General features: G+C 45.8%; 14 protein-coding genes, 19 tRNA genes and 1 other annotated feature. Of the genes, 4 read left to right on the forward strand and 29 right to left on the reverse strand.

Features of this window, described 5'->3' with window-relative positions:
* Nucleotides 1-20: 20 nt before the first annotated feature.
* The 3 genes from RIG66_RS13440 to RIG66_RS13450 form a co-directional block, all read right to left on the reverse strand.
* Nucleotides 21-503 carry an NADAR family protein gene (locus tag RIG66_RS13440; protein WP_446378765.1) on the reverse strand — a complete coding sequence of 161 codons (483 nt, stop codon included), beginning with the start codon at nt 501-503 and terminating at the stop codon, nt 21-23.
* Nucleotides 504-610: 107 nt separating this feature from the next.
* Nucleotides 611-689: a sequence feature (23S ribosomal RNA rRNA prediction is too short), on the reverse strand.
* A gap of 148 nt (nt 690-837) precedes the next feature.
* A tRNA-Arg gene (locus tag RIG66_RS13445) sits at nt 838-910 on the reverse strand.
* Between the two features lie 24 nt (nt 911-934).
* On the reverse strand, nt 935-1693 hold the full coding sequence (locus RIG66_RS13450; RefSeq protein WP_446378767.1) for a TIGR02452 family protein: 759 nt from the start codon (nt 1691-1693) through the stop codon (nt 935-937).
* 447 nt (nt 1694-2140) lie between these two features.
* On the opposite strand from RIG66_RS13450, the gene RIG66_RS13455 reads away from it, so the two are divergent.
* Nucleotides 2141-6085, forward strand: a complete 3945-nt coding sequence (locus RIG66_RS13455) for a DUF2157 domain-containing protein (protein ID WP_446378769.1) — start codon at nt 2141-2143, stop codon at nt 6083-6085.
* Nucleotides 6086-6546: 461 nt separating this feature from the next.
* Here the strand turns inward: RIG66_RS13455 and RIG66_RS13460 are convergent.
* From RIG66_RS13460 to RIG66_RS13550, 19 genes are all read right to left on the reverse strand, one after another.
* Nucleotides 6547-6623 (reverse strand) — tRNA-Tyr (locus tag RIG66_RS13460).
* Nucleotides 6624-6667: 44 nt separating this feature from the next.
* Nucleotides 6668-7297, reverse strand: coding sequence for a hypothetical protein (locus tag RIG66_RS13465; protein WP_446378771.1), 630 nt, complete (start codon nt 7295-7297; stop codon nt 6668-6670).
* Between the two features lie 47 nt (nt 7298-7344).
* Nucleotides 7345-7416 (reverse strand) — tRNA-Thr (locus RIG66_RS13470).
* A gap of 13 nt (nt 7417-7429) precedes the next feature.
* Nucleotides 7430-7501 (reverse strand) — tRNA-Thr (locus RIG66_RS13475).
* 4 nt (nt 7502-7505) lie between these two features.
* Nucleotides 7506-7581 (reverse strand) — tRNA-Met (locus RIG66_RS13480).
* A 10-nt stretch (nt 7582-7591) separates the two neighbouring features.
* A tRNA-Leu gene (locus RIG66_RS13485) sits at nt 7592-7665 on the reverse strand.
* Nucleotides 7666-7690: 25 nt separating this feature from the next.
* A tRNA-Leu gene (locus RIG66_RS13490) sits at nt 7691-7764 on the reverse strand.
* 3 nt (nt 7765-7767) lie between these two features.
* A tRNA-Pro gene (locus RIG66_RS13495) sits at nt 7768-7840 on the reverse strand.
* Between the two features lie 3 nt (nt 7841-7843).
* Nucleotides 7844-7922, reverse strand: a tRNA-Leu gene (locus RIG66_RS13500).
* Nucleotides 7923-8311: 389 nt separating this feature from the next.
* Nucleotides 8312-8386 (reverse strand) — tRNA-Asn (locus RIG66_RS13505).
* A 7-nt stretch (nt 8387-8393) separates the two neighbouring features.
* A tRNA-Phe gene (locus tag RIG66_RS13510) sits at nt 8394-8467 on the reverse strand.
* A gap of 11 nt (nt 8468-8478) precedes the next feature.
* Nucleotides 8479-8552: transfer RNA gene (locus RIG66_RS13515), tRNA-Trp, on the reverse strand.
* 31 nt (nt 8553-8583) lie between these two features.
* A tRNA-Tyr gene (locus RIG66_RS13520) sits at nt 8584-8666 on the reverse strand.
* 41 nt (nt 8667-8707) lie between these two features.
* Nucleotides 8708-8814, reverse strand: a tRNA-Ser gene (locus tag RIG66_RS13525).
* A 3-nt stretch (nt 8815-8817) separates the two neighbouring features.
* Nucleotides 8818-8889 (reverse strand) — tRNA-Glu (locus RIG66_RS13530).
* Between the two features lie 13 nt (nt 8890-8902).
* Nucleotides 8903-8975 (reverse strand) — tRNA-Met (locus tag RIG66_RS13535).
* Nucleotides 8976-8985: 10 nt separating this feature from the next.
* Nucleotides 8986-9058: transfer RNA gene (locus tag RIG66_RS13540), tRNA-Lys, on the reverse strand.
* A gap of 95 nt (nt 9059-9153) precedes the next feature.
* A tRNA-Glu gene (locus RIG66_RS13545) sits at nt 9154-9226 on the reverse strand.
* A 6-nt stretch (nt 9227-9232) separates the two neighbouring features.
* Nucleotides 9233-9305 (reverse strand) — tRNA-Asp (locus RIG66_RS13550).
* Between the two features lie 619 nt (nt 9306-9924).
* On the opposite strand from RIG66_RS13550, the gene RIG66_RS13555 reads away from it, so the two are divergent.
* Nucleotides 9925-10704, forward strand: a complete 780-nt coding sequence (locus RIG66_RS13555; RefSeq protein ID WP_446378773.1) for a WecB/TagA/CpsF family glycosyltransferase — start codon at nt 9925-9927, stop codon at nt 10702-10704.
* A gap of 170 nt (nt 10705-10874) precedes the next feature.
* On the forward strand, nt 10875-11723 hold the full coding sequence (locus RIG66_RS13560; RefSeq protein WP_446378775.1) for a polysaccharide deacetylase family protein: 849 nt from the start codon (nt 10875-10877) through the stop codon (nt 11721-11723).
* Nucleotides 11724-12227: 504 nt separating this feature from the next.
* Here the strand turns inward: RIG66_RS13560 and RIG66_RS13565 are convergent.
* From RIG66_RS13565 to RIG66_RS13595, 7 genes are all read right to left on the reverse strand, one after another.
* Nucleotides 12228-12962, reverse strand: a complete 735-nt coding sequence (locus tag RIG66_RS13565) for a hypothetical protein (protein ID WP_446378777.1) — start codon at nt 12960-12962, stop codon at nt 12228-12230.
* A gap of 147 nt (nt 12963-13109) precedes the next feature.
* Nucleotides 13110-14996, reverse strand: a complete 1887-nt coding sequence (locus RIG66_RS13570) for a S8 family peptidase (protein ID WP_446378779.1) — start codon at nt 14994-14996, stop codon at nt 13110-13112.
* 665 nt (nt 14997-15661) lie between these two features.
* Nucleotides 15662-17386, reverse strand: coding sequence for an iron uptake porin (locus RIG66_RS13575; RefSeq protein WP_446378781.1), 1725 nt, complete (start codon nt 17384-17386; stop codon nt 15662-15664).
* 93 nt (nt 17387-17479) lie between these two features.
* Entirely contained in the window at nt 17480-17977 is a 498-nt protein-coding gene (locus RIG66_RS13580; RefSeq protein WP_446378783.1) for a transcriptional repressor, read from the reverse strand.
* 75 nt (nt 17978-18052) lie between these two features.
* Nucleotides 18053-18211 carry a hypothetical protein gene (locus RIG66_RS13585; protein ID WP_446378785.1) on the reverse strand — a complete coding sequence of 53 codons (159 nt, stop codon included), beginning with the start codon at nt 18209-18211 and terminating at the stop codon, nt 18053-18055.
* A gap of 108 nt (nt 18212-18319) precedes the next feature.
* Nucleotides 18320-18724, reverse strand: coding sequence for a hypothetical protein (locus RIG66_RS13590; RefSeq protein WP_446378787.1), 405 nt, complete (start codon nt 18722-18724; stop codon nt 18320-18322).
* A gap of 381 nt (nt 18725-19105) precedes the next feature.
* Nucleotides 19106-19705 carry a class II aldolase/adducin family protein gene (locus RIG66_RS13595; RefSeq protein ID WP_446378789.1) on the reverse strand — a complete coding sequence of 200 codons (600 nt, stop codon included), beginning with the start codon at nt 19703-19705 and terminating at the stop codon, nt 19106-19108.
* 159 nt (nt 19706-19864) lie between these two features.
* Here RIG66_RS13595 and hemC point away from each other — a divergent pair, with 159 nt between their 5' ends.
* Complete coding sequence (gene hemC / locus RIG66_RS13600; protein ID WP_446378791.1) at nt 19865-20830, forward strand: hydroxymethylbilane synthase; 966 nt, start codon at nt 19865-19867, stop codon at nt 20828-20830.
* Nucleotides 20831-20991: the final 161 nt, after the last annotated feature.

Consider the following 20991-nt stretch of genomic DNA (forward strand, 5'->3'; position numbering starts at 1 on the left):
ACGGTGGAGATTGTCATTCGTCATTTCTCATTTGTCATTTGTCCTTTGTCCTTTGTAAGGGGTTGACGCAATATCTCTCGCACTGCCATTAAAATCTCTCCCAATTTATTTTTACCACTGCCATCTTTACCGCATCCCCAGTAGTAATCTCTGGGGGCATTCTCGACAATCAACTCATCCCCTGCCGCCAAAAGTATCTCACGGATATCAGCATGAGTTTCAAACTTTTGCAAAACTCCCCGCTTCATGATTTCCTCCTTGACCTGTTCCCAATCGCTCCGGATAGGGTGTTCCCGACTTCTGCCAATTTTGGCAGCGTCTTTAGGCGTTTTCACTTCGCGGATTTTGTCGAACCAAGGGGGATCCGTCTCGACAAATTTCTGTGCTTGGAAGTAATGTTCACTCGTTGCCCACCAACAACCATCTAACTCAAAACCATGGCGAGAAAAATTGGAAAAGCAACCGTAGGGTTTTTCGCGGGTGCTGTAGAAATAGATCGGCATACTTTTAATTGGTATTTTTGTACTATTATAGTCTAACATCCTGTAATTGTGCGATCGCCCTCGCGTGCAAGTTACCAGAGCGTTGTGATGCGTCTTCTCAGTTACTAGAGGACTCCGCCGATGAGTTATTACACACTCTTTAAAGGATGGCTACCTCTAAGCCAACCTATCGGGTTCTTCGCACTCCTCGTTCTCAAACGCCCACTGTTAATAAAACAGCGTTACTCTTCCTCTCGTACTAAGTATGTAGGCTCTTAGATGTCAGGGCACGCAAGGCGCGATCGCACAGTCTGTTGAGTCAAAGAAAATAACCTCCTTTTTGAACAGTATTCAACGCCCCCACCAGGATTTGAACCTGGAACTCTCAGCTTAGAAGGCTGCTGCTCTATCCCTTGAGCTATGGGAGCTTATATTTCGTCCTCTTTCCTTTGTCATTTAGCTGAAAATCGATTGTGGAATTCGGTGATTATCCTTTTTTGTTGGGTTGAATCAAGGACAGAAAATAACACCATTTTGAATTGTCCCAAAAACTGACCATTGGGTAATAAAAAATTAGCAAACATTTGGGCAACTATTGAGGGTTCATTCTGAAAAACACCACACCCCCAAGCGCCTAAAACTAGCGCATCACATCCCTGATAAACGGCTAAACTCAAGACTTTAGCACCGCGACTATACAAAACTTCGCCTATTTTTAGTAATGTGCCATCATCGTTACGGAAAATTGGACAACCTGGGGAATAAATGATTCGATCTGAGTAGAGGAGTGATTTATGGGAACGATGATACTCATAGTATTCTGGACATTTTAACAAGCTTTTATAAAGGGCAGAACTTCTAGCTAGACTTTCTTCCTGGGCTTGTGCGCCCTTGATAAAGCCACCGCCTGGGTTTTTAGCTGAAGCAAAGTTGAGGACGCCAATCTTGTGAAACTGTTGAGATTGTGCCATGCGTTTTGAGCCGATCAAAGTTGTCTCATTTCTGACTTCAAATTCAGTTGTAGAGAATTTGGTAGTGCTGGAGAGAACATTTTGTTCGAGAGTCGAGAGGCTGTCTGGGTCATAGTATTTTGTCTGCACCAAACAAGCGTTTAAATCTTGAGTAATATCAACCCGTTGACCCATCGGAGAGTCGTAATAGCCAGCATCAAGAATCTTGAGTGTATCTTGCGCGATCGCCATCCTGTTCATAAGTAATAATTTATACCTTATACGTCAATTGTAGTGGCGGGTTTAGGGACAATTGTAGGGGCGGGTTGAGGAAATCTGTAGGGGTAGGTTTAGGGAATCTGTAGGGGCGGGTTTAAGGAATCAATTCAGCTATTCACCACTAACGGAACAACAAAACCCGCCCTCCCCACCGATAAATGAACAACAAAACCCGTCCTGAGTCATCAATCATCAACTGGAAAATCTGATGCTAGAATTAATTAATCTTGCATTAGTATCAACTTAAGGTGAATGGCGCTGACTTAAACGGAATGTCGAGAACTTGAACGCCAGGAAATAAATTTCCGGCTTAAAGCTCAAGTAAGCTAAAGCTTACTACATGAAAGGCTTTAAACCCGTTTTAACGGGTTTTAGCTTTTAGCCCGAACTTTAGTTCAGGGCATAAGTTGACTTACTCCCCCGAAAACTATGTCCTCGCCACGCCCTGTGAGAATTGAACTCACTGTTTCTGCCTCCAATCCCAAGTTACTCAAAGGTCTAGACACCTGGTTGCGCTTGGGTTTAATCAGTGATGCCCAAGTTAAGCAACTAGGGCAACTTTATCTATCTTGTCGCCTCCCGCAACCAGAGATTGCGCCGCTTCCATCTCGCCCCCAATCCCGAAAGGTGGAAACCAAGGTAGAGGAACCCGTTCCTATTCCTACTGTGTCGCCTGTATCCCGCATCTGGCAATCATGGCAAGAGGAACTGAGTGTACGCTGGCTGCTGTTTCTAGGTGTCTTTCTGGTTGTTGTCTCCTCCGGTGTCCTCGCCGCGACTCAATGGCAGAATTTTCCGCCATCGGGACAGTATGGTGTGTTATGGACATATACCATTGTCTTTTGGGGAATTAGCCTGTGGGCGGGAAAACGTTCTAATTTAAAATTAACCTCTCAAACCTTACAACTGATTGCCTTACTTTTAGTCCCGGTTAATTTTTGGGCAATAGATGGTTTTGGCTTATGGCGTCATCCCTGGGAATGGATTGTTGTGGGGGTGGCGGCGTTAAGTTTAACGGGAATTACGGTTATCAATTCGTCTATCCAAACGAACTCATTTCGGCTTACCTCCCGCGCTTCTCTAATTTTATGGTTAAGTTATCTACACTGGGGTTGGAATTGGTCACAGGTTCCATTAGTCGCTGTTTATTTAGGCGTCATCGGAACCGCAATGTTTCTCCCCGCCTCCGCTTCAACCCCTCGCGCTTCCCCATCTTTGCCGAATAATGCACCCACGGGTAGTTTAGTGGTGATTTATGCCCTTACGGTGTTATTAGGACGGGCAATTTTCGTGATGAATGTGCCAATTACCCAACTCGGTTTGGCGATGGGAATTTGTGGTTGGTTGTTGGCGCGACAGGGAAAACCTCCAGCCGTCTCACGAGAGTCTGTTTCCTCCTTTAGCACAAAAGTCTGGGATGGAATTGGCGGTGGGTTACTGTTGATCGGTTGGTTGGTTTCGGTAGGAGAAGACATTCCTTGGCAAGCCACGGCGGTTAGTGGGTTGGCGATTGGGTTTTTCACCCAGCGCTTACAGTATTCTCGGCGGCGTCTGGATTTAGCTGCCATCTTTATCATTGGCTTGCAAACGCTATTTTTACTATGGCGATTAATCCCTGCAGCGGTACAAGAACAGGTAATCAGTTTCCTCTCTCAACAGGTGGGTTCAAATGTGGAAGCCTGTTGGGGTGTTGCCCTATTTCCTTACATTATTCTGTGGGTAGGTTTGACCGATTGGCTATATCGGAAGTCGAACCCTAAATTAGCCCGGCTTGGGGAAGGACTCACATTAGGATTGGGTGTGATGTTAACGGTAATCAGTAGCCTGAATCCGACGGCGCGATCGCTCAATCTCTTACTCTCTACTATCACCCTTGCTATTGTTACTCATCGCCGCCCTCCTCTGCGGGTTCCTCTGGTTTATCTCACCCATATCGCCGGATTATTAACCCTCTGTTCGTTTATCGATGGATGGTTTCCAACTCTCAGCCAACCCCTCTGGGCAAGTTTATTGTTGGCGTTAATGGTAGGAGAATGGAGTCTGAGTATAAGGCAGGAAGGGCAAACGGTAGAAGCAAATCCTCCATCTCCTGTCCCCCAACAGATTTGGTATCTCAGTTGTTGGCACATTGGTTTTGTCCTCGCTGGAATTAGTTATGTTTTACTGGCTGAGGAAAGCATTACCTATGTAATTCCCTTTCCCACGCACCTCTGGGGACTTTTATGGTTACTCACCCCATTAACCTTAACTGGAGTTGCCAGTCTTAGTCAGCGATCGCGGCGCATTCAGGCAGCTTCGTGGAGTGCGATCGCTTTATTTTTAGTACAAGGGCTAACCCTAGCCTCACCGCAGAGTCGGCTGATTGGCTTAGGGGTTGCCACAGTGTTAATGTTCCTGAATAGTCGCTATTTACGCGAAACGGTAGCCGCCGTCATTACAATTGGTTTTGCCCTCAGCTTTTTGGCGGCATGGCTATGGCAAGGCATTCCCGGATTACCCGCCCTATCCGTCGCCGATTGGTATGTGGTGGGCGCGATCGCAAGTTTCGGATTATGGCTACTACGGGCTAGCTTAATTCCCCAGTCTGGCGATTTAGCTTCGTCGTATGCCCAAGCCTCGGATGGGTGGGCAATTGCCCTGTCTGGTACAGAGTTAGGATTTCTGACGCTGCACAGTACCCAGAGTTACGTTGAACTAATTCCATCCAGTTGGCATTACCTAGCCGCATCAATGTTAATTGGCGGTGCGATTTGGTTTCGCTGTTGGCGATCATTTACAGAATTTGGTGTCTATGGCATCAGTTGGGCAATCGAATTAGCGATCGCGAATACCATTCTGTTACGAAATGGTTCATCCTTAACCCTAGCCACCGCCAATATTATCTTGGCACTTGTGATACTATTCCTCACCGATTGGTGGTTTGCCCGTTTAGAGGGAGACACCGAGGAAGAGGTAGGCGCTAGAAATGCACTGGAGGGTTTACCCTTAATTTATGCCCTAATTGGCATTAGTTTGCGCTGGACGTATTTCACCCCTTATACCGGGTTACTCACCCTCGGTGCAGCGTTAACGGGGATAGGCGTAGGGCGTCGCCGTCTTCCCTGGAAAGGGATCACCTATCTTTCCCTAGCGGGTATTTCCATTGCTTGGTATGAATTGGTGATTTACCAGATGCTGCAAGCCGAGGGCGGAAATCCGGCAGATGGCTTTACTATTCTAGGAGGTGTAGCGGCTGCGATCGCGATTATTTATCGGCTGTTAGCTCGGTTTTGGCAATCGCGCGATCGTTCTACCCTTCTCAACCTCAGTATCACTGAAATTAAAATCACCGCCCACATTCACTGGGCAATTGCCAGTTTCCTGATGGTGTTAACGGTGGGAATGTCGGTGTTAACCACACCCAAGCTAAGAACCATCGGACTTGCCATCAGTTGGATACTGGCTATCTATGCCTTATTACAGGGGCGTACCAGAGGACAAAAACGCCAGTTGTCTTCCCCATCTTTACCATCTCCCCCATCTTCACCATCTCCTTCATCTCCTTCATCTCCCCCATCTCCCTCATCATCTAACCTCTGGATATACGCCGGATTAACCGAAGTCGCCGCCACAGGTGTTTATGCGCGTTTGACATGGACACAGTTGAGTATATTTGACCCCTGGAGAGGGGTAATTGCTTGTTTATTCGCGATCGCGCTTTTTCAACTACCCTGGCGACGCTGGGGATGGAATGATAAACCTTGGCAACATTACGCCATCATCTCTCCTTTGCTAACAGTTTGCCTCAATTATCAAAACCTACCTCCAATCAATTTACTGGCAGTTGCCGGGTTTTATGCCTGGGTTGCTAACCGCCAGTCTAATTTACGCTGGACATATTTGAGTCTATTTTTTGTTGATTGGGCAATCTGGCGGGTTTTAGTTAATCAACAAATCACTGAACCCTTGTGGTATGCTGCCCTAATTGGCGGATCTTGCCTCTACATTGCCCAAATTGATCCAGAATTAAGACGTCCCCGACAACGACAAACTCGTCATTATCTCCGCTTACTGGGTAGTAGCATCATTTGTTTAACCGCCTTATTTTTCCATCAAGAGACTGGACTGATTCCGGGAATCATTAGCGTGGTTGTCCTATTGGCTGGATTAGGACTGCGAATTAGAGCATTTTTAATGGTTGGCACAGCAACATTTGTGCTAACGGTTTTTTACCAGTTAGTTGTTTTGAGTTTTCAGTATCCCTTTTCAAAATGGGTCATTGGCTTAATCGCTGGAATCATTTTTATTAGCATTGCCGCTAACTTTGAACAGCGACGTGAGCAAATTTTGGGCATTTTCCAAAACTGGGCGAACCAGTGGCGAGAATGGGAATAGAAACTAGCAATTTTAGGGTACACCTAAATGTAGGGGCGCAAAGCTTGCGCCCTTAACGATGTATCGCATCAAACCGGAAATTGCTATATATTCCGCTTCCCTCCCCTCGTAATTGAGGGCTAGGGAGAGGTTTTGGGAGAGGTTTTGGGAGAGGTCTTTCCCCTAGTTAATTAACCAACAGAATCATAAATTTCCGCGTCAAAGCCAAAGTAAGAATCGAACTTACAAAGGAAGCCTTTGAACCCGTTTCAACGGGTTTAAGCTTTTAGCCCCAACTTTAGTTGAGGGCTTAAGTGAGTGCTGACCACTCAGCCAGGTGGAAATCTCAAGGTTTCATGGAACCTATAACCAACGCCCTGGATTTTATCGATCGTTAACCTTTATGGTTTGAGAGTTAATGGTCTAACCTTTAACGATTGAACTTTAAGCGTTAAGCGTTGAGCGTTAAGCTTTAAAGGTAGTGGTAGATGGAGTCGGTTGCGAATCGACACCTCATGCTTCTACTAGCATGTGCTCTACGCCATTGAGCTATCCATCTAAATCCATAAATTTAGAGGTTTTCGAGTGACCAGCACTTCTAGTTTAGTCGGGAATCTCAATCATGGTGCGGGCATTGCTAATTGACAGTACCCGGTCAACCGTTGATTTAAACTCTTCAACAAATACTTGCCGTCTCTCGCTCTCTTCTGCGAGGTTAGTGGGATCGAGCAATTCGACACCTTCTCGCTCTAAGAAACTATCCGCCAGAGATTGATATTTTTCAGACGCCGCATTTTTACCCAACACCTCCTTGGCTAACTTATCCAGTCGATCTTTCACTCGTGCTTGAGCGGTTTTGTACTCATTCTGAGTGCGAGTATACGCCGATACCATCGTGTGAAAAACTGCCTCATAGTACACGATGAAATTCTTCATCTCGATAGCTTCAGCCACTGTCATTTCTTGACCCGCGACGGAAACCATGGTGGAGGCATTCGATAAAACAACAGCTCGTTTAATGGTGCGTCGTCTGTCAATTAAAGCATCAACTCGTTGCAAAGCCGCGCGTGCTTTAGAGGCATGGTCTTCTCTTGATTTATAGCCTGTTGGCACTTTACCGACTTCCACAACAGCAATTAACGTATTATTATCTAAATTCGCTCGTGCCGAATCAATCCGTTTTTCCAACAGTGTCAATTCTGCCAAAGCATCAGTTACCGTCATCGTCGTCATTTCTACACCTCCTTAATCTGAAAAACAAAACCTCCAGCATAGTGACAAGCAGACGACGAGAGTTGAACTCGCATCGGCAGTTTACAAGACTGCTGTGTTGCCATTAACACCACACCTGCATAATCAATCTGAAGCAGGTGGCGAGAGTCGAACTCGCATCAGAAGGATACGACGCTTCTATGCTAGCCATTACACCACACCTGCATTTTGGTGGCGGGGGCAGGAGTTGCACCTGCTGATGTCCAGGATATGAGCCTAGCAAGCCACTCTTGCTTCATCCCCGCGTATCACCCATACCCCTGACTGGACTCGAACCAGCAACAACTAGGTTCTTAGGATGGAACCTCTTCCAATTGGGTTACAGGGGTGAAAATTCAAAACTGTAGATGAAAATACCCCTGACAGGAGTTGAACCTGCAAGACACTGAGTCTGAGTCGGTGATGGTTTCCAATTACATCACAGGGGTGTATCGGGATGGCAGGATTTGAACCTGCGACTCCATGCTCCCAAAGCATGGCTTCTAGCCACTGAATTACATCCCGTTATGCTCCCGGTGGGAGTCGAACCCACAATTTAAGAAATCGGGTTTAAGCCGATCGCGTCTGCCAATTCCGCCACAGGAGCGAGTATTGTTACCTAAAAATTGGGTCTAAAGCCTCGTCCTTATAGAACGACTTTGTGTTAAAACTAGTTGAGAGGAAAGGGTATTAAACCTCTATAAAAACCCAGAGCCGAGAGGCTGCGTACCTTGAAAACTAGGCTTAGAGGGTTCTGTACAGGAAAGCTTGTACAGGTAAAAAGTCTAAGCAACAAGCACCAGAAAACAGATTATTTTTTGTTTTCCATAGTACGATAGGGCATATCGAAACTAGCTTCTGTAATGGAGCAAAACGCTTCTGGAGAGAGGCTCCTCTGGTATGAAATAGGACCCCTGTTTGATAGTAAGAGCGCTCGATGAAAGAAGAATCCTCACGCATGCAAGGCTGAGGAGTGTCAAACCACAGGGCAATAAATGGCTGCCCCAGTAGGACTCGAACCTACAACCCCCGCGTTAACAGCGCGTCGCTCTACCATTGAGCTATAGGGCAATGCCAGTCCCCCAGGTCAGTCTTGAACTGACGACCTCTTGCTTTTCAGGCAAGCGCTCTACCCAACTGAGCTACCAGGGGAAATGATTGATTGGCGCAGGGACTGAGATTTGAACTCAGATCATCGGTTTTGGAGACCGAGATGTTGCCGTTACACTATCCCTACATTCGATTTGAACTTTGAAACTAAAATTCAATGGGTCGGGCAGGATTCGCACCTGCAACGCATGAAAGCGGCTGTTTTACAGACAGTTGCCCACCCTAATAGGCGAGCCGACCCAGAGTCTATGTAGTATGTCTGGCTCGATATACTACATAAAGCGGAGAGGACAGGATTTGTTCGCAAAGCGTTCTCGAAGAGTAGCTGCAATGGGTTGCCCCACGCTTCCTTAGCAGGGAAGTGCTTTCACCAATTCAGCCACCTCTCCAGATAGCCCCAAGGAGACTTGAACTCCTCTTTCTGCCTTGAGGGGGCAGCGTCCTAACCACTAGACGATGAGGCTGGAGCAGGAGCAGTAGGAGTAGCAGGGATCGAACCTGCGACTGGCACCTTATGAGGGTGCTGCTCTGCCCACTGAGCTATACTCCCAAAAATTGAGTGGGAGCAGCAGGAATCGAACCCGCAACCAGACGGTTAAAAGCCGTATGCTCTGCCAGTTGAGCTATACTCCCCTTCCTCAAATAGTCTGCTTCTTTTAAAGGTCAAGTTCGGAGCTGTCAGTATTCCCTTCAACCCCTTGACAACTTGACCTCGTTCATCAATGTCATAGCCCCAACGGGATTTGAACCCGTGTCTTCTGAGCGAAAATCAGAGATCCTTGTCCACTAGACGATAGAGCCAGATAGCGGGAGCGACGAGACTTGAACTCGCAACCTCAGACTCGACAGGTCTTTGCTCTAGCCATTGAGCTACGCCCCCACATTAATGAAAAAATGTGTTACATATTCAGTTTTCAAGGTTCGGTATGAGCGTTTGGAGTCAAGCGGTTTTGCTCTTTCCCCTTCGCTCTTAAATATATACTACAAATATACTACAAATTCGTCAAGGGTTTGGGCAAAAAATTTTTGAGATTGGCTCAAAAGCTTATGGATAGGACGATTCAAGCGCGATCGCACTTCAGCATCCCCTTTTTGAAGCTATCCCTTGGAGATGGACGAGGTAAAGTCTCACGCTTTAACCGTGGGTGAGCGCCATAACTCTATCAAGCTTTTTAAAGATTGTATGAAGTTCCGAAAAATGGCTTACCTATAATTTTTATTGATGAGTTGGAACGAGTTTGCCTTGTTATTCAGTGGTAAAGTTTTTAATTATATGAATTTATTTCTATTTATTTTTTTAACGATTAAGCTTTTCAGGCTAAATCGTTCTTTATTAGAGCTTTATAGCATTTGTTGCATTTCCTTTATATTTAATGAGTGTTTACAAACATAATTGTTTAGAAAAAACAGATATTTAAAGATTGTGTGAAGATGGGTTTGATACAATTTTTTTGTGCGGGTTAGCTGTAGTATTATTTTTAGTAAGTGGATATTTAGGTATGGATAAGCATCATATTTTAGGAAGTAAAGTCAACCTTGTAAGCTGTAATAAGGCTACACAAAAAGTGCTTGATTGGGCTGGAAATCAGAGTTCACACTATGTCTGCTTGGCTAATGCTCACATGATTATGGAGGCTTACGATTCAAAAAAATTTTGGGAAATTTTGAATGCAGCAGACTTAACGCTTCCAGATGGGATGTCATTAGTGGGGAGCCTTAGAATTTTAGGAGTAGCTAATCAGGAGCAGGTCTGTGGTAGAAATTTAACCCTGTCCCTATGTGAACAAGCAGCTAAAAGGGAAATAGCAGTAGGTTTCTACGGAAGTTCTAACAAAGTTTTAGATAATTTAGCAAGAAATCTGAGACAGCGTTATCCCAATCTAAGCATATCCTATATTTACTCACCTCCATTTCGCCCCCTTTCTTGCAAGGAAGAAGAAGCCGTAATACGAGATATCAATGCTTCTAAAGCCCGAATCCTATTTGTCGGCTTGGGCTGTCCTAAGCAAGAGTATTGGATGGCCAAGCACAAAAAGCATTTTCAAGGAGTGATGGTAGGAGTGGGTGCCGCCTTTGATTTTCTGTCTGGGACTAAGCCTTCTCCTCCCCGCTGGCTACAAAACATGGGACTAGAATGGCTATTCCGACTTTTTTTGGAACCTCGTCGTCTTTGGTATAGAAATTTATGGAATAACCCTAGGTTCATATTATTCTTTGCCTTACAAATTACCAAATCATTTTTCCTGTTAATCCAAGATGACAGCCTAGAGTCAAGCTAGGATGTTGGGAGCATCCCATTTGGGAAACAACATCACCTCAAGCAACGGTATTTCATGGGTTTCAGCTCTCCAAAAATAGCTAATGTGCAAAATTGGGATGCTCCCAGGATTTTGAGATTGGTGCAAGATCTGAGTTAGTATATAAAAATCCTTGGCGATCTAGTGTTGAAATGAAATCTTTTTATCAAGAATCACAACAAACCCAGCCTATACGACACATTTTTACTGTAGATGTTGAAGATTGGTATCATGGGATAGCCGATGAAAAGATAAGGGCATCTGCTGAGCGGCGTCTGCACTATGGACTTAGCAGAATATTAGAACTCCTTTCAGAATATGAGGTAAAGGGTACTTTTTTCTGGCTGGGTTCTGCGGCTGTAGAGCATCCAAGTCTTGTACAACAAGTAGCTGAAGTCGGCCATGAGCTTGGTTGTCATGGATGGTCTCATGAGCCTATATACACTATGTCTGTTGAAAGATTCCGTGACGAGACTAGGCACGCTTTGGATGTGATTGCAGACCTGGCGGGGAAGCCAGTTACCGCATACCGTGCGCCTTACTTTTCGATAACACGCAGATCTCTGTGGGCGCTTGAAATTCTTGCAGAATTAGGGTTTCGATATGACAGCAGTATTTTCCCTATGCAACATTGGCGCTATGGAATCCCAGACTTTGAACCGCAACTACAGCAAATTAATACTCCTGTCGGACCAATTTATGAGATGCCAATGTCAGTTCGGCGAATCCTGGCTTATAACATCCCAGTGTCTGGCGGCGCTTACTTCCGTCTCTACCCCTACAAGCTGACACATAGCAATTTTCGTGCATTGGAGCAAGAAGGTCGTCATGGTGTTTTTTACATCCACCCGTGGGAGCTAGACCTAAATCGCCCCTTGATATCACTCAATTGGAAGGAGCGTATCACTAATTCTATCAATCGTTCCTCAACTGAGCCGAAGCTGCGGCAATTGCTCGAAGATTTTTCTTTTGCACCGCTAGGTGAGGTTTGTGCAATGTGATAACCTAGCGAGGGGCAAGGTAATTTTGACCCGGTATCTAACCGCTTCCAGTTCTGAAAATTATCGGCTTTAAACTGAAGTTCCCCCAGCCAAAAAATCAAAACTGCCTCACCGTGAGGCTTTCAGCGATTTTTTAGCCGCCCTACTTATGTACAATCGCTGAAACCTTGATGTAGCGTGGGTTTCAACCGATCTCTTGTTATATGGCAAAAATACCACGATACATTCCTTCGGAACAGGCTCCGCCAACGCGGTATTTTTGCAAGTGCTACATGGGTACGATTTTTGATGATATTGAGCGTTCAAACCATTACGGTATAAGGCTTTAGCCTTGGTGCAGTACATCTGTATGGGGGTAACTTCAGTTTAAATTGTGTTATACCATTTCTCTTTAATTGTGCAACGAATAAACCCCCCGGCTATCGCTGTCCCCCCTTTCCACGCACTTTACCACTATATATGGTGTAGCTGCGTAAGTCCTGGAATTACAAAAATCAACAATGATCAATTGGGCAGAGGTTGTACGGGACAATCCTTCGAGCAGTACACTTCGACAAAACGAATCGTCGCCGTATCCTTATACTCCTTCGTCTGGTTAAATTCCTTTTGCGGTGAGCGATAGACCCCAGCCAAGCTATCATCATTCGCTGCACCCAGCCGAAATGTCATGTCAGGAGACGGATGTTGGGCAAACTTGACGTATTCCCGTGACTCGTTAACAGTGTGATAGGTCAGAGTCGCTTCTCCGTAAACCTCTTCTGCTTGCTTCAGGGGGGTTCCGGGTCCAACACCGTCAGCCGTTTGATAATTGGGATTGTCTGTAACTAACGCCTCGATGATGTCGTCATCACTCATCGGTATTCCCGCCGGATACAAGATGTAGTATTGTGGTTTACCTTCTTGAACGATCGCGATCGCATCAAAATCGACCATGAATGGTGACGTAACCCGAAACTCAGCTTGATCTGCCAGCAATTCTTTCAGTTCACCCAGCGTCATCCCAACTTGTGCTACTCCAATCCCCTTTGCAGAGATCCGTTGGGTTTGAGCCGATTGAGTGGATTTAGACGGATCAACCGTAGGACTTTCGCCAGGTGAGGTGTCAGGGGATGATGGCTGCGCCGAGCGTGCATCTTGAGAAGACACAGGAGATGTATCTGTCGGGTTTGGAGAGTTATTCTCGCAACTGACGAGTAGGCAAAAAATAAACGTGATTAGAGGGATTTTTAGTTGGCGCATGATTGACCCCATTTTAACTCCAATGGCACGCTCTAGTCAGCATTGTGATCTTATGGGCTTTTGTGTTTCTCTAATATTTTCCCCACACCCCACACCCCATACCCCACAACCTGCCTACCTTTGACGCGAGCTTGTCACCCCCTCAAGTCAATCAGGCTTCTTCCCTAATAATCGAACACCTATCCCCACAGCACCGAATACCAGCAACCCTAACACCGAACCCGGTTCAGGAACAGTAGCCGCTACAGCGCGATCGGCTTGAATTAACCCGAAACCACTGTCAAAGTCAAAACCAGGACTCTCCATATCCAGAGCAGTCGTTTCCAATATACGATAAATTTCACTTGGACTCATATCCGGCGCAGCGTCCAACATTAAAGCCGCCACAGCCGCCGCATGAGGCGCCGCCGCCGACGTACCAAAGAAGTTGGGAAACCCATCACCTTCGGGATCTCTAGGATCTAAGAAAGGAGGTGGGAAAAAAGTTGTATTCGTTCCATCAGCCGCAATAATCTCTGGCTTCAAGCGAATCTCCGGATTTGCCAAGCGATTACCCGCCGTATCAAACAGAATCGGCGTGGGTCCTGCTGAGGAAAATGGCTCCAATAAAGCTGGATCAACACCAAATTCGGGTGTGTCCTGATAAAACGCCGCACCAACAGCTTCTGCTCCCCTAGCATTAGGATGTCCGAACACCGTTCCACTGGCAGTATCGTACTCGTTCAGCGTACCCTCGCCAAACAAGATGTATTTCATCAATCCAGGATCTAAACCCTCTACCTTTGATATCGCTAAGTTAAACGTATCGGTTCCTAATGAACCATCATTGAAGAACGAGAAAAATTCAACCGCATCATTCCCCACATTTTGATTAACACTGCTCGCCAATATATTCGTTCCTGACTCATCAAACAGGAAAATATCCAGATCATTAAGAGAACCTGCACCACCGCTCACCGAAAAGAATGGTGAATCCCACTGAAATGAGATGCCAAATCCGCTATTCTCAGGAAGCGTCAAACTTTGCAAAATATCAACGCCTGCACCTGGATCAAAATCATGAAATTCACCGCCGACTAACGGTTCAAACAGATTACTTCCATTAAACGCACTTTCGTAGGAGTTTCGAGCATCGTTACCCGCCGCCGAGAAATAGGAAACACCCTGATCAACGACAGTATCAATCGCTTGAGCAATGACTCCATCCTGGAACATTGGCTCAGTGGGATAAAAGATGTCATCGACAATAATATCCGCACCTGCATCGGCGAGTGCCAGAATCCCTTGGGCAAAATCGGTTTCATTAAAAGCCGCCGTGTGAAACGCCAAATCCGCACCTGGAGCCACATCATGGATCAGTTGCATCATGGCACGACCTTCATCGATACCAAAGATATCACCTAAACTCCCATCATTAGGTAAATCTTTCAGCACGTTGATACCCGATGGCAAATCCCCACTCGCCACATCCTCGGCGGCTGTACCAGAAAAATTAAAGCTATCCGATAAAACTCCAATCGTCACCCCGGTTCCATCGACACCAAACTGCTCACGCGCTACATCTGCACGTAAAGCGGCATTAGCCTGACTGGTTGTTCTGCCGACATTGGTGATGGGTTTATAGGCGGGTTTCGCAAATTTCAAGCTCTCTAACTGCGCCGCCGATGCCAAAGCCTCAATCGGCAGCATCCCTGACACAAAGGAGCCAAATGTCGAAGGATTTTGCAATCCTAATCCTTGTAAATCAGACAAGAGAGAATTTACGTCACTCGCGGCAACAGCATCAATGACTACGTTATTATTGTAGGTCTGCAATAAAGATGATGTATTCTGCCCAGAATAATTGCCTCCATTAACAGCCATGGGCGCTAAATCAAACATTAGCTTACTCAAGGAGCCTTGTTTAATAGCGCTTGTTTCAATAGCGTTTCCTCCACTATTGAATGTGATTGCCTCGGCTCTATTGGGTAAATAGCTAATCGTTGCCGTGGCAAGGATTGTAACTGATGCAGCGGTTTGAGCGAGACGTTTCATTTTTTCGTCCTGCCAATGAAATCATTATTTATCTATTTCTAGAATAAATCTTTTTAAAGTCAATATGTTATACGTCTCTGTTGCTTTATCAAGAATTTATTTTTTAATTCAATAGAAATACTTATTTACATGAAGGTTTTGTAAAGAAGAAGGAGGTGTATGATAGCAGTTTTTTTATTCAAGTGTTATAATACGTTAGTTATTAAAGATTTTCAGAAAAAACGTTACTGGTTGTTACGATACCTCTCAGTAATAGGCAAGCATTTTAATATTGATTCCTGCTTCAGCCATTTTCTATAAGATAAACTTATGAATTTACCTCAATTGAGTCAAGCGGTTACTTTTACATACGCTTTATAAAGGCGTAGGAAGTATGTAGAGAGGTGCATGACGCCTCTGAGGAGATCTCCTTACGATGGCGGCGTGACACAGCCGTCAGTCATTTTGGTGTCAACTTAAGCTAAAATCTCTGCAATACCATGAGCAAGACCCCTGAACAAAGAGGGAACTTGAATGGCTTATACCAAATTCGCCCTTATCACCCCCTTTTGAGGAGGCGATTGAAATCGCTACTACACAAACAAAGTCCGCCTGCGCGGACTAGGTTATAACGGGGGTAGCGTTCCCCGGATTTTGGCTTGCCCTTGAATAGTGAAAGATGTAGGTTAAAAGCTAAAGGTGGTGCGGATAGCCCCGATTACAATGTCCTCATTATCACTATCGTGATCAGGTGCCGTGAGCCAGATGATTCCCGGTGTGATGGCAATGTTATCGGTTAGCTGATACTGATAAAACGCCTCAATGTGGAGAGACGTATCCTCATCTTCTATATCGATCCCGCCAATATTAACGCTAGAATCAGTAACTTTCGGTTCCATCCCCACCAAAATTCCAGCGACACTCCCTTCTTTGCCTAAATCGGGGAAGGCTAAGCTAACTGCCCAATTCCAAATATCTAAGTCACCGCGATCAATTTGTCCATCCAGCGTCGAAAGGGTTGTGGTTTGGGTGTAGCCAACCCAACCGCCAAGGGCGAAGCGATCGCTTAACCGCCATGATAGTTCTACACCATAAGAATTGCTAGACGTGGGGACGGCATTACCGATCGCGTCTTCGGTAAAACTGCGAAAATTGGAGCGTCGGCTGCCAGTGTCGGTGTCTCGATTGTAGGCATGGATATAGGTTAATCCAATATTCAGTCTATCGCTGGGCTTAAACAAAATCTGGGCAAGCGCCCCATAAGGACCATTGAATATGCCAGTATCGTCTCCGGGATCAGCCGCCTCACTCGCTAAATAGCCGGCACTGAGTTCTAGCTTGTCACCCAACAGATGATTGATACCGATGCCAGCACCATCGAGATAATAATAGATGGGATGCCTTGTCCCAAAGCGAGAAAGCGCCCCACTCCCGCCGTCACCATCGAGGAAGGGATTCACTGTACTCGCAAAGTCATCGGATGCACCCGCATTGGCGTCAATAACCACACGGGTATTTTGACCCAGGGGAAAATCATAGAGTAATGCATCAATCACGACATCACTATCGGTTGCACCCGCAAAGAAGAGATCGCCTTCCGGTGTAATCGTCTGCTCGGTAAGAGAACCTAATCCTTCAGCTTGGAGTCGGGTTCTGAGTACATCTTCTCCGGTGAAACTGGTATTTAATTCCAGGCGGGTACGATGACCAAAAATGGTTACATTATCGATATCATCGCCATTAGCATCTTCTCCCGCAGCCACACCCGTCAAACCAAAGATGACTTCACCGGATAGTTTGGTCGTTGTGGAAAACTGATGATCTTCTAAGAAGGCGACTCGTCCCTCTAAATTATCTACCCGCGCTCCTAAAGTGGCAAGTTCGGCTTCAAATTCCTGAATCAACCGTTGTAGGCTTTCTAAGTCACCTTCGTCAACACCGTCAGTACCCGCAATTAGGCGTTCGATTTGCTGCAAACAGGCATTTAACCCAGCGGCAAATTCATAACGAGTCATGGCGCGGTTCCCCCGGTAGGTGCCATCGGGATATCCAGCAATACAACCATAGCGTTCAACGAGCGATCGCAAGGCTTCATACGCCCAGTCTCCAGGCGATACATCCCGTAACTGAGAGACATTGGTCACTTGATCCAAGCTGTTTGTCTCGTTGCTGTAGTGGTTAATTTGTTCCCAAATTTCATCACTGGAATCGCCACGAGGATTAGGCAGTTGGGCGATCGGTGTTAGTGGAGCAAAGGTTTCGTTGTCTGGATTGGCTGGAACGGCTATGGATGCTTGTGTTTGAGGCGAATCCACTTCTGTTGCGATCGCACTAACTCCCACTCCAAGTATTGCCGCCAATATTGTCGGACTCACTACTCCATAGTTCCACAGTAGACTGGATTGTTTCATGTCCTCACACCTATGACCTAATAATTGGGAATTGATTTTCCCTGGACTTAATCAAAATAATGATTGTCATTATCAAAACAAAGCGGGATTCCGTCAATCCCCGTACCGGGGACATGACCAGTTTCTCGGCAACAAAAGGGGCCACCCTTGCCGTACTGCCTCAAAGCAGACCGCATGAAGGGTAAGCTGGCAGTCAAGCAGTTCAACGTTTTCATCCCTCGCTTGTTGTTGACTAATCTTTAAAATTGACGAATCTTTGAACTCAATCGTTTGATGACACTGAAGACAGACAAGATGATGGTGGTGTTTTAAACCCGAATAATTTAACTCATAATGCTTATGTCCTTCTGCTAGTTCCAGTTCTCGCAGCACACCGATGCGAACCATTAACTTAACGGTTCTGTAGACGGTGGACAGGCTGACATTTTTTCCTTGCTCCTCTAACCAATCATGCAATTCTTCGACACTAAGATGCTCACCTGGGGGTAGTTCCTGAAACACTTGCAGAATCGTCTCTCTTTGAGGAGTCATTCGCAAATTTCTCCGGTTGAGGGCTAATTTGAGTGAGTTTGCCGTTAAGACTTCACGCATTCGTCATTCGTCATTTGTCATTGGTCATTTGTAAGACTGTAGGGTGGACATTGCCCACCAGCCGTCCGTGATTACTTAAGAGGGTGACGCCGTAGTTTCGCTTTCGCTAGTCGTTGCGGATGAACTGTTAGCCTCTGGGGTTGTCGGAGTAGAGGTTTGCGGGTTGCCACAGCTTGTCAGAGCAACTAGAGTCGTGGCTGCACCCGTGAGAGATAAAAAACGAACCGATGACATTGTTAAGAATTTTTGGCAATAACTGGGTGAATGGTTCTTAGTCTACAGCTATTGACAGTATTTTGCAATAACTGAGAAAAAACAACGATCGTTCACAAAGGGATCATATTAAACCAACCCATACAGCCATTGTCGGCGATCGCATCTTGGTGAGGATGGAACATATACAGGACTTACGCAGCTACACCACATTCCTTTTATGTTGGCTATCAAAAAAACGGGTTTCACCTCGTTGTAGACAACGCTATATTCCTCTACTTCGTGACCCCCGAACTGAGAAATCTTGTCCTCTACAGCTTGTTCAGCTACATATTCTTTTGGAATCAGTTGAAGTATTACATTTTCTTTCTGTTGTTCTAAGCCCAGAATGTATTGCTCAACTACTCGCTCAGGAGTATCAGCACCACGAACAGTGCCGAAGTTACATCCTCCCAAAACAGCACAGAGAGAGAAATTTAAAAATATAATTGCATTCGCAGAGTTGTTTAGCAAGCGGCGAGTCCATGGTTTCATGTTTGATCCTAGAGGTGGATTTTTCATTAGTGACGGCTCGTGACAGTCATTAATTGATAATAATTCTTTTCTAGCAACTTAATCAAGGGAGTGTGTTTACTGTACTATTCTTTTTTCTAATGCCAAAGTAATCACTTCAGCTTCTCCTCTATCAAAGCTAGGGAATAGTAAAGCCTGAATAAGGGCGGATTTTGTTGTTGATTTATCGGTGGGGAGGGCGGGTTTTGTTGTTGATTTATCAGTGACAAGCTAAGTTAGTGGCTAAACCCGCCCCTACAATTATGGCTAACCCCGCCCTTACAATTGACCCTTCACTGCGTTCGGGGGTATGCTGGTGAATTATTGATTATTAATTATGACTGATGACTTTTCCAAGTCCGACTACTTATTGTAGTAATGCAAAAGCAGACTACCCGCTTCATCTAAGGTTTCGCCAAAGGTAATAATTCCTTCTTCATGTCCCGCCATAACTAAAATTCTTTTTGTCATCAGATTCTCTTGGTCAAATAATCGGAGAATTTCTCGTGCCATTTCCGGAGTGCCGTAGGGACAATCTTGGGCGGTGGTGGGGACTTGGTTGATTAACTGCTGCCACAGGGAGAGATTGTGAACGTGAATAATTGCGTTAATTGTCGGATTTGCCGCATAGAGAGTGGCATGAGTTAACGCTTCCGATGAGGCTTGGATAGGTCCGGTGCAGGTTAAAGAATTCTGGTCTAAATCAAAATCGGTGACAATAGTATAGTGATGTTCTGTTAATCGGGAAAGACTGCCTGTTTTTGTGCCAGAGATGATAAACTCACCAGAGGGCGTATAACGAATACTGAGATTACCAAAACCAATCCCATTTTCATACATGCCGATTAGGTTCAATTGATAGAGCTGATCGCGCCATTGATTAATTTCGGCAATCTGTTTATAGGGGAGTGGTTTTGTCTCAATCCAATGGCATTGATACTTAACGTAACCTTCATCGATCATAGTCTTTTATTCCTATCGTTATTGGTAATGAAGAGGGAACAGGGGAAGGGGAACGGGGAACAGGGAATAGGGAAGAGTGACAAAGGACAAAGAACGAATGACCAAACTGCGGTAGTCTAGAGTAGGTGACTCTTTATATTTGTTTGACGCGATCGCTCTATGTCCTCCACTGTTACCAGTCCTGCTCGCACGATTCGTATCGGTTCCCGCAAAAGCCAATTGGCTTTGGTGCAAACCTATTGGGTACAGGAACAACTACAAAAACACTACCCGGATCGGGACTTTGAAGTCCAGACGATGAGTACCCACGGGGATAAAATCTTGGATGTGGCACTCTCCAAGATTGGTGATAAGGGACTCTTTACCAAGGAATTGGAAGTAGGGATGCTGAATCAGGAGATTGATTTAGCGGTGCATTCCCTCAAGGATTTGCCCACTGCGTTACCAGAAGGATTAGTGTTGGGGTGTGTGACGGAACGCGAAAACCCCGCCGACGCATTGGTACTTCACGCCAAGCACCAAGGTAAGCAACTGGATACGCTTCCCGAAGGTGCGGTGATTGGCACCTCATCCCTGCGGCGTTTGGCGCAATTGCGCTACCACTTCCCCCATTTCACGTTTAAAGATATTCGCGGAAATCTGAATACCCGACTCGGAAAACTGGATGCTGGAGAGTTTGACGCTTTGATTTTAGCCGCCGCCGGGTTAAAACGATTGGATATGAGCGATCGCATCCACCAAGTTATACCCTCGGAGATTTCCCTTCATGCTGTGGGACAAGGGGCGTTGGGCATAGAATGTCGGGGGGATGATCCAGAAATCTTGGATGTACTCAAAGCCATTGAACATTCCCCAACCGCACAACGGTGTTATGCAGAACGGGCATTTTTACGAGAACTCGAAGGCGGTTGTCAAGTCCCCATTGGCGTAAATACAGAGATCAAGGGAAATAGCCTGATCCTCACGGGTATGGTTGCCCGTTTAGATGGGACAAGCTTAATTAAAGATACCGTGACCGGGGAGGTGACTGAGGCGGAAGCCGTAGGAGTTGAACTGGCTCAACTATTACGTCAGCAAGGGGCGCAAGAGATATTAGACGAAATCTTCGCTCAAATTCAGCGATAAGGTAGGGGCGCACCGACGTGCATTGGTGTCAACTTAAGGTGAAAAGCTCGGTTGAGCAAGGGTGTAGGGGGTCGGGTGTAGGGTGTCTGTTGTCGGCTAAAAAACCTAACACCTATCACCATTCACCTCACCTATTCATCCACAATGTTTTTTCCAAACAG

It is taken from the genome of Coleofasciculus sp. E2-BRE-01, assembly GCF_040221695.1.
Taxonomy (GTDB): Bacteria; Cyanobacteriota; Cyanobacteriia; order Cyanobacteriales; family Coleofasciculaceae; genus Coleofasciculus.

What these genes read in the sequence shown, in the direction of transcription:
- RIG66_RS13580 (WP_446378783.1), bottom strand. Translation starts at nt 17,977, where the DNA reads ATGCGTGAAGTCTTAACGGCAAACTCACTCAAATTAGCCCTCAACCGG.
- RIG66_RS13465 (WP_446378771.1), bottom strand. Translation starts at nt 7,297, where the DNA reads ATGACGACGATGACGGTAACTGATGCTTTGGCAGAATTGACACTGTTG.
- RIG66_RS13590 (WP_446378787.1), bottom strand. Translation starts at nt 18,724, where the DNA reads ATGAAACCATGGACTCGCCGCTTGCTAAACAACTCTGCGAATGCAATT.
- RIG66_RS13595 (WP_446378789.1), bottom strand. Translation starts at nt 19,705, where the DNA reads ATGATCGATGAAGGTTACGTTAAGTATCAATGCCATTGGATTGAGACA.
- RIG66_RS13440 (WP_446378765.1), bottom strand. Translation starts at nt 503, where the DNA reads ATGCCGATCTATTTCTACAGCACCCGCGAAAAACCCTACGGTTGCTTT.
- RIG66_RS13575 (WP_446378781.1), bottom strand. Translation starts at nt 17,386, where the DNA reads ATGAAACAATCCAGTCTACTGTGGAACTATGGAGTAGTGAGTCCGACA.
- RIG66_RS13560 (WP_446378775.1), top strand. Translation starts at nt 10,875, where the DNA reads ATGAAATCTTTTTATCAAGAATCACAACAAACCCAGCCTATACGACAC.
- hemC (WP_446378791.1), top strand. Translation starts at nt 19,865, where the DNA reads ATGTCCTCCACTGTTACCAGTCCTGCTCGCACGATTCGTATCGGTTCC.
- RIG66_RS13585 (WP_446378785.1), bottom strand. Translation starts at nt 18,211, where the DNA reads ATGTCATCGGTTCGTTTTTTATCTCTCACGGGTGCAGCCACGACTCTA.
- RIG66_RS13455 (WP_446378769.1), top strand. Translation starts at nt 2,141, where the DNA reads ATGTCCTCGCCACGCCCTGTGAGAATTGAACTCACTGTTTCTGCCTCC.
- RIG66_RS13555 (WP_446378773.1), top strand. Translation starts at nt 9,925, where the DNA reads ATGGATAAGCATCATATTTTAGGAAGTAAAGTCAACCTTGTAAGCTGT.
- RIG66_RS13565 (WP_446378777.1), bottom strand. Translation starts at nt 12,962, where the DNA reads ATGCGCCAACTAAAAATCCCTCTAATCACGTTTATTTTTTGCCTACTC.
- RIG66_RS13570 (WP_446378779.1), bottom strand. Translation starts at nt 14,996, where the DNA reads ATGAAACGTCTCGCTCAAACCGCTGCATCAGTTACAATCCTTGCCACG.
- RIG66_RS13450 (WP_446378767.1), bottom strand. Translation starts at nt 1,693, where the DNA reads ATGAACAGGATGGCGATCGCGCAAGATACACTCAAGATTCTTGATGCT.